Source organism: Candidatus Rickettsia tasmaniensis (genome assembly GCF_036857515.1).
Lineage (GTDB): Bacteria > Pseudomonadota > Alphaproteobacteria > Rickettsiales > Rickettsiaceae > Rickettsia > Rickettsia rickettsii.
Genome location: NZ_JAQCNX010000085.1, coordinates 1 through 510 on the forward strand (window position 1 = coordinate 1; position 510 = coordinate 510).

Below are 510 nucleotides of genomic sequence, written 5' to 3' on the forward strand. Positions count from 1 at the left end.
ACCTGCTTCTGATCTAAAGCACGGGGTGTAAGCAACATAACGCATCGGTAATTTTTCTCTTGGTATAATAGTATCGGCGACTATATTTACTAAAGATACTTCTGCGGTTGGAATTAGTCTGTAACCATTGGTTATTGCAAAAGACTCTTCGGCAAATTTAGGTAGTTGTCCTGCATTATACATAGCATTATCTCGAACTAATACCGGAGGTGATATCTCAAAGAAATCCAACTCTTTAGTATGAACATCAAGCATTGCCAAATTCTTTATATCTTGCTTTCATTCTACGTGCTTGAAAATCTCCACAATTAGAACAGCTAGCAATTTCGCGATATTGCTTTTGTCCCGGAAGCCATACTTCTATATCATAGGTTTTTTTTGCCGCAAATCCCATATCTCCGGTGCAAAGTAACATAACACGATAAGGAAGATTCAGTTTTTGTAAAATAGTCTCTGATGCATTAGTTATATATTCATGCTCATTTTTTGATTCTTCAGGGGTAGTAATAG

2 pseudogenes are annotated in these 510 nt (G+C 36.5%); both read right to left on the reverse strand.

Annotated features, from left to right (window positions below):
- Window positions 1–255, reverse strand: a pseudogene (locus tag O6R16_RS08075) (aminoacyl--tRNA ligase-related protein); the annotation flags it as partial.
- A pseudogene (locus O6R16_RS08080) lies at window positions 254–510 on the reverse strand (aminoacyl--tRNA ligase-related protein); the annotation flags it as partial. The pseudogenes O6R16_RS08080 and O6R16_RS08075, both read right to left, overlap by 2 nt.